The sequence below is a fragment of the Pontimicrobium sp. MEBiC06410 genome, from assembly GCF_053601615.1.
The window spans coordinates 1-7042 of record NZ_JBSHNT010000127.1 but is presented as its reverse complement, the minus strand read 5'-3'; the positions used below and the strand labels follow the sequence as shown (position 1 = coordinate 7042).

Sequence of the window (7042 nt, the reverse complement as noted above, 5' to 3'; positions counted from 1 at the left end):
TTTGCATAACTAAGCTCTACAGCTTTATGTTTAAATTCTTTGGTGTAAAAATTTCGTGGTTTTGACATTGTTATTTTATTAAAGTTTATAAATATATAAACTCGCTTCTTACTGTCCTGTCAAATATAGCATGTCCACTTTGGGCTATTGGTTGGATTTATTACAATACTAAATGGAAAAAGATTTTGTCACCATTAAAATATGTGGGCAGAATGGCTTTAACCAATTATATAATGCAAAGCTTTATTGGTTTAATTTTATTTTCATCAATAGGATTTAAACTTTACGAAACTTTAAGCCCCTCAAAAGCACTAATTGTCGCAATTTTTGTTTTTATATTTCAAGTTCTATTCAGTAAAATTTGGTTAAAACATTTTAGGTTTGGACCACTAGAGTGGATCTGGAGGTGTTTAACTTATAAGAAGTTATTCCCAATTAGGGCGGAGAGTACTGTGCCTAAATAGGAGAGAAAAGCATAAGGTATTTTTGCTAAACAAAAAGGGTTATAAACATTAACGACGTCTTTAAAATATAAAACCTAACGTTTATAGAAAGATAAAACAAAACAATTTAAAGAGTAGTTGTTTATTCGTGATGAGTAAGCATAGCAAAATTACGCTCAATAAAACCTCTTAATTTGTTAGCTTGCTAAAAATATCCCAAACTACAATACCACAGCTAACAGATATATTTAGTGAGTGTTTAGTACCAAATTGAGGAATCTCAATAACATAATCGCTAGCACTTACAACCTCTTGGGCAACACCCTTTACTTCGTTTCCAAAAACTAATGCGTAAGTAGTTTCAGGTTCAGGAGAAAAAGTGTGTAACATAATTGTCTGTTCAGCTTGCTCAATGGCGCATATTTTTACGCCTTCGGCCTGTAGTCTTTTTGTTAATTCTATAGTACTTTCAACGTGCTCCCAAACAACAGTATCTGTACTGCCTAAAGCAGTTTTGTGTATGTCCTTATGGGGTGGCGTAGCAGTAATACCGCACAAAAATATTTTTTCAATTAAAAAGGCGTCACTCGTTCTAAAGACAGAACCAATATTATTTAAACTTCTAATATTATCTAGAATAATAATAATTGGGGTTTTCTTAGCCGATTTAAAAGCGTCAACACTTAACCTATCTAATTCGCTATTTTTTAATTTACGCATGCTTTGTTGTGAATAATTATAGATAACTTATAACGCTTCCACTTTATAAAAAATGAAATAATAGTTACATTGCATCCTTATATTTTAAGCAAAAGTAGCACATAAAAATAACAATCCATTGGCAAAGAAAGCGAAAAAAGTAACCCCTTTAATGAAGCAGTATAATGCCATTAAAGCTAAATATCCAGATGCACTATTATTATTTCGAGTAGGAGATTTTTATGAAACCTTTGGTTCGGATGCAGTTAAAACAGCAGGAATTCTAGGCATAATACTAACTAAAAGAGGCGCTGGTAGTGAGAGTGAAACAGAATTAGCAGGATTTCCACACCACTCATTAAATACCTATTTACCTAAATTGGTAAAAGCAGGAGAACGGGTTGCTATTTGCGATCAATTAGAAGATCCAAAACAAACAAAAACAATTGTAAAACGAGGCGTTACAGAATTGGTAACACCAGGAGTAGCCCTTAATGATGAGGTGTTACAATCCAAAAGAAACAACTTTTTAGGTTCTGTCTACTTTGGAAAAAACAGTATTGGGATTTCTTTTCTAGACATTTCCACAGGCGAATTCTTAACCGCACAAGGTAACCAGGAGTATATAGATAAGTTATTACAAAATTTTAGTCCAAGCGAGGTTTTGGTATCTAAGCAAAAACGTTTACAATTTAACGAAAGCTTTGGTAATGATTACCATACGTTTAATTTGGAAGATTGGGTATATCATACAGATTATGCTAACGAAACCTTATTAAAACACTTTAATACCAAATCGTTAAAAGGATTTGGAATACAGGACTTAAAAGAAGGTATTATTGCAGCTGGATCAATTTTGCATTATCTAGCAGAGACACAACATAACAAATTACAGCACATAGCATCGGTATCTCGTATTGCAGAAGATGAATATGTTTGGATGGATCGTTTTACCATTCGTAATTTAGAACTTTATAATTCTACAAATAATAATGCCGTAACACTATTAAATGTAATAGATAAAACGATTTCTCCAATGGGCGGGCGTTTGTTAAAACGTTGGCTAGCTTTACCTCTAAAAAATGTAGAGAAAATAAAACAACGTCATGAAGTGGTTTCGTTTTTAAAAGAAGATAAAACGGTACACCATGACATACAAAATCAAATAAAAAAAATAGGCGATTTAGAACGTTTAATTTCTAAAACAGCAACAGGTAAAGTAAGTCCTAGAGAAGTTATCCAGCTTAAAAACTCGTTAGATGCTATTGTGCCAATAAAAGACATGGCGTCGCATTGCGATAACGAATCTTTAAAAATAATAGGCGATAATTTACAAGCCTGTAAAGTGCTTCGCGAAAAAATTGAGAAAACAGTAAGTGAAGAAGCGCCAGTAAATGTTTTAAAAGGAAACACAATAGCAGTAGGTTTTTCAAAAGAATTAGATGAGCTTCGAGGGCTATCAAACTCAGGGAAAGAATATCTAGATAAAATGCTAGAGCGAGAAAGTGAACGTACAGGAATAACGTCGCTTAAAATAGCCTCAAATAACGTATTTGGATATTATATAGAAGTACGTAACACGCACAAAGATAAAGTACCAGAAGAGTGGATACGAAAACAAACCTTAGTAAATGCAGAACGCTACATTACCGAAGAATTAAAAGAATATGAAGCTAAAATTTTAGGAGCAGAAGAACGTATTTTAGCAATAGAACAACAACTATTTAATGATTTGGTATTATGGATGAATCAATACATAAAACCAGTACAACAAAATGCATATTTAATAGGGCAATTAGATTGTTTATGTGGCTTTGCACAATTAGCAAACGATAATAACTATGTATACCCAACACTAGACGATTCGCATGATTTAGAAATAAAAGAAGGCCGTCACCCAGTAATAGAAAAGCAATTACCCATAGGAGAAGACTATATTACAAACGATGTATTTTTAGACAGAGACACACAACAAATAATAATGATTACGGGGCCAAACATGTCTGGTAAATCGGCCATATTGCGTCAAACAGCATTAATAGTGTTATTAGCTCAAATAGGAAGTTTTGTACCAGCTAAAACGGCTAGAATAGGGTTAGTAGATAAAATCTTTACTAGAGTAGGAGCAAGCGATAATATATCTATGGGAGAATCTACATTTATGGTAGAAATGAATGAAACCGCCTCTATATTAAATAATATAAGCGATAGAAGTTTAGTGTTGTTAGATGAAATAGGTCGTGGAACAAGTACCTATGATGGTATTTCTATAGCTTGGGCAATTAGCGAGTATTTACACGAACATCCAGCCAAACCAAAAACATTGTTTGCAACACATTACCATGAACTTAATGAAATGACAGAAACATTTGGTCGTATTAAGAATTTTAACGTCTCTGTAAAAGAACTTAAAGACAACGTATTATTTTTAAGAAAACTAGTGGCTGGTGGTAGTGAACATAGTTTTGGAATTCATGTAGCAAAATTAGCAGGAATGCCACAACAAGTATTACATCGTGCTAATAAAATTTTAAAGAAGTTAGAGCAGTCACATTCTAGTGAAGAACTAACAGATAAAGTGAAATCTATTAAAGACGACATGCAATTAAGTTTCTTTAATCTAGACGATCCTTTATTAGAAGAAATAAAGGAAGAAATCCTATTAACAGATATTAATACATTAACACCTGTAGAAGCATTAATGAAATTAAATGAAATAAAACGGATGCTAGTAAAAACAGAAAAAGCATAATGTTTTATTAATTATAAAAATGAACTAAAAAAAATGCATTTTTAGAAACTTGAAAATCAATGCACTAAAAAATAGTTTAATATTTTTTTTAAAAAAGCTTTGGTATTTCTAAAAAAGACTTAAATTTGCATCCGCAATAGCAATGTTGCAACGTTCATTTAACAACTGCGAAAGTAGCTCAGGGGTAGAGCATCACCTTGCCAAGGTGGGGGTCGCGGGTTCAAATCCCGTCTTTCGCTCTGACCTGTTTTATATAAAAAATACCAATGCTGAAGTGGTGGAATTGGTAGACACGTTGGACTTAAAATCCAATGTCCATTAGGACGTACGGGTTCAAGTCCCGTCTTCAGTACTAAGCCTTGCGAACAATTTGTTTGCAAGGCTTTTTTATTTGGGTGCAACATTTTTTATGTGTATATTTTTTATTCTATAATTGCGTCATAGTGCTTTCCATGACAGGCTCTCTCAAAACCAATATTAGCTAAATGCCCCTCTCTTAAAAGAACAAGGTTAAGACGAAACCGACCTAAAATCTCATCCTCAAAAAGTGCGGATAAATTGTTTCTAGAAAACTGGAATGATTTAACGATTAGTCTTTTTGAAGAGTTTAAAATTCTCCTTATTGATAATAGCAATCGTCGATGCATAGGCATTGTCCAAATCTCACAAGGCGGAACGATTGGGACATTCGTTGAAGCTAAACTTCTCGCCTTTAAAATCTAAAACATAAACTCACAAGTTTAAAAGACTATCTAGATAACCCGAGATAACTTTTTTGTTTACTCACAAGTATTTATTAGCACCTATACCTCTTTAAGTAAGTTAAAGAACTTAAAAAAAGAGTTGATTAAAATACCTTAGATTGCGTTATATTATTAAATGATTACACTAATTATTAGAATACATTAAAAATGAATAAAAGCTGCATATAAGTAACTGCAACTTATTGTAGATTGAACAAAAACAAACTTTAATTTTTACATAGATATTTAACACATCTAAGTAATATCAATATAAAACCCTTCTGGTTCAAAAAAGTTAATACAAACATTACTTAATATTAAAACACTAAAAAACATACGTATATACAATTTTATAAAATCCATTATAAATCCTCTTATTATTGAAAAATAAAAAGCTCTCAAACCTTATTAGATCTGTATTTTATTTATAACTTGCGTATATACACTAGTTAGGTTTAATTAAATAAAAACATGGATAAATATAGAATTTTAATATTTGTTGGATTTCTTTCAATCTTTTCCAATTGTACCAACAAGGTTTTTAAGTAGAAAAACATCAATGATGTAAACAATGTGAATACATCGGAAATCTTAACTAGTTATAGTGTAAGCACAGAGAGATTAAATAGTTTTTATAATTATCATGCAACCACTCAATATGTTAATCAATTAATAAAAAATTGCCATTATTTCAGCAATATGTTGACTGCGATTGATTATGAAAATTTAAGTATTGACCAACAAATTGATTATCACATATTAAAAAGGAGAATTGATGCTGATTTAGAAAAATTACTGGATAAATTCAACGGTATCAAGGCTGTAAGTCAATGGGAAAAAATTGGGCGATTTATCATTGAAACTGCCACAGCAAGTCAACAAGGAACAACGCCAACACCCAAAAAATTTGCACAACAGCTTAAAAAAGCTTATGAGGAAATCAACCTTAAATTAAAAACACTTACAAACCAAGTGAGTCATTTTGGCCATAAAGAAGGACAAATATTAATGGAAATGATTAGAAACCAAAAAGAGGCACTTGCGTTTTTGTCTAAACAATTTGATGAATACCTACCTAATTACTATGTTGAAACAAACAAATACAAAACTGCTTATGAAATACAGTTAGACTCTTTAAACGCTATTGTATTAAAACAATTTGAAATACCAAAAATACAATATCTAGGAAAAGATAAGCTTCAACAACAGCTTACCTCAGTTAGGTATTTACCTTATTCTGTAGATGAGATTTATAAAATAAGTGAAGAATTTTTTAACAAAAGTCAAAAAGAAACAGAGCTAATAAGCAAAGAAATGGGATTTGAAACCGATTGGAAACAAGCCTATGAAAAAGTTAAAAATTCTTATGTAGTACTTGGTGAGCAACCAAAAACAGTACAAAGACTACAAAATGAAGCCCTAGATTTTATTGAAGAAAAAGAACTCATTACAATTCCCGATATTTTAAAAGAAACGTGGTCTATTGGTATGGTCCCAGATTTTCTTCAGCAACGCGCACCTTTTTTCCTTGGTGGTCCAAAATTATTGATTTCTTATCCAACCTTAGATATGAACAAGGATGACAAACTACAAATTATGAGAATGAACAATCCACATTTTGCGCGCTCTGTTATTTTTCATGAACTCATCCCTGGCCACTTTATGCAGTATTACATGGAGGATATAAAAAAGCCGTACCGCAAAGGCTATAGCTTTAGTGCTTTATGGAGCGAAGGAATGGCCTTTTATTGGGAACTCTTATTATATGATAAAGGGTTTGCAAAAACCAATGAAGATAAATTGGGTATGTTATTTTTTCAAAAATTACGAGCCGCTAGAGTTATTACTTCCATTAATTACCATACCCAAAAATGGACTAAAGAAGAGTGTATTTCATTTTTTAAAAATAAAGTTGGAGCAGACCATTTTGTAGCTATTGCTGAAACCAACAGAGCGGTTAACTCGTATCCAATTGATTATTTAATTGGTGGACTTCAGTTTATGCGTCTAAAAGAAGAACTTGTAGATACAGGGAAAATGTCCTTAAAAGTATTTAATGATAAATTATTCAAAGAAAATTTTATCCCATTAGACTTGTTAGAATTCAAATTAAAGAACCGAAACATACCTAAACCCAACAATGGTAACCGTTGCACAAGCCTATAATTTCACATAAAACAATTTTCTACAAGCCTCTTTTTAAGAGGCTTTTGTGTTTTTTAAGACAAACTAAGTTAAATTTTTAGACCCTTAAAAAAGACGCTTACACGTTGTGCATGTTGCACAACTCTGTTTATAAAGATACTATAGTTTTCTCAAACTAGTTTTAAAAATCATTAACTTTAGTTATGCAAGGTAAAAAAGAGTATCAAGAAAAACTATTCACTAGTTTTCTGTTAAGTGAG

4 protein-coding genes and 2 tRNA genes are annotated in these 7042 nt (G+C 31.7%); 5 read left to right on the top strand and 1 reads right to left on the bottom strand.

All coding sequences use genetic code 11. The features are described from left to right. Window positions 1-77: 77 nt before the first annotated feature. A complete protein-coding gene (locus ACVC08_RS01800; RefSeq protein WP_452600769.1) occupies window positions 78-464 on the top strand; it encodes a DUF418 domain-containing protein in 387 nt (128 codons plus the stop codon). 168 nt (window positions 465-632) lie between these two features. Here the strand turns inward: ACVC08_RS01800 and ACVC08_RS01795 are convergent, their stop codons facing one another. Continuing rightward, entirely contained in the window at window positions 633-1163 is a 531-nt protein-coding gene (locus tag ACVC08_RS01795; protein ID WP_452600768.1) for an RNA methyltransferase, read from the bottom strand. Window positions 1164-1281: 118 nt separating this feature from the next. Between ACVC08_RS01795 and mutS the strand changes: the two genes are divergently transcribed. The 4 genes from mutS (at window position 1282) to ACVC08_RS01775 (ending at window position 6803) form a co-directional block, all read left to right on the top strand. Then, the gene (mutS, locus tag ACVC08_RS01790; RefSeq protein ID WP_452600767.1) at window positions 1282-3894 is read left to right on the top strand and encodes a DNA mismatch repair protein MutS; all 2613 of its coding nucleotides are present in this window, start codon (window positions 1282-1284) and stop codon (window positions 3892-3894) included. 167 nt (window positions 3895-4061) lie between these two features. Then, window positions 4062-4133: transfer RNA gene (locus ACVC08_RS01785), tRNA-Gly, on the top strand. Window positions 4134-4162: 29 nt separating this feature from the next. Next, window positions 4163-4246: transfer RNA gene (locus ACVC08_RS01780), tRNA-Leu, on the top strand. A gap of 964 nt (window positions 4247-5210) precedes the next feature. Next, window positions 5211-6803 carry a DUF885 family protein gene (locus tag ACVC08_RS01775; protein ID WP_452600766.1) on the top strand — a complete coding sequence of 531 codons (1593 nt, stop codon included), beginning with the start codon at window positions 5211-5213 and terminating at the stop codon, window positions 6801-6803. Window positions 6804-7042 lie beyond the last annotated feature (239 nt).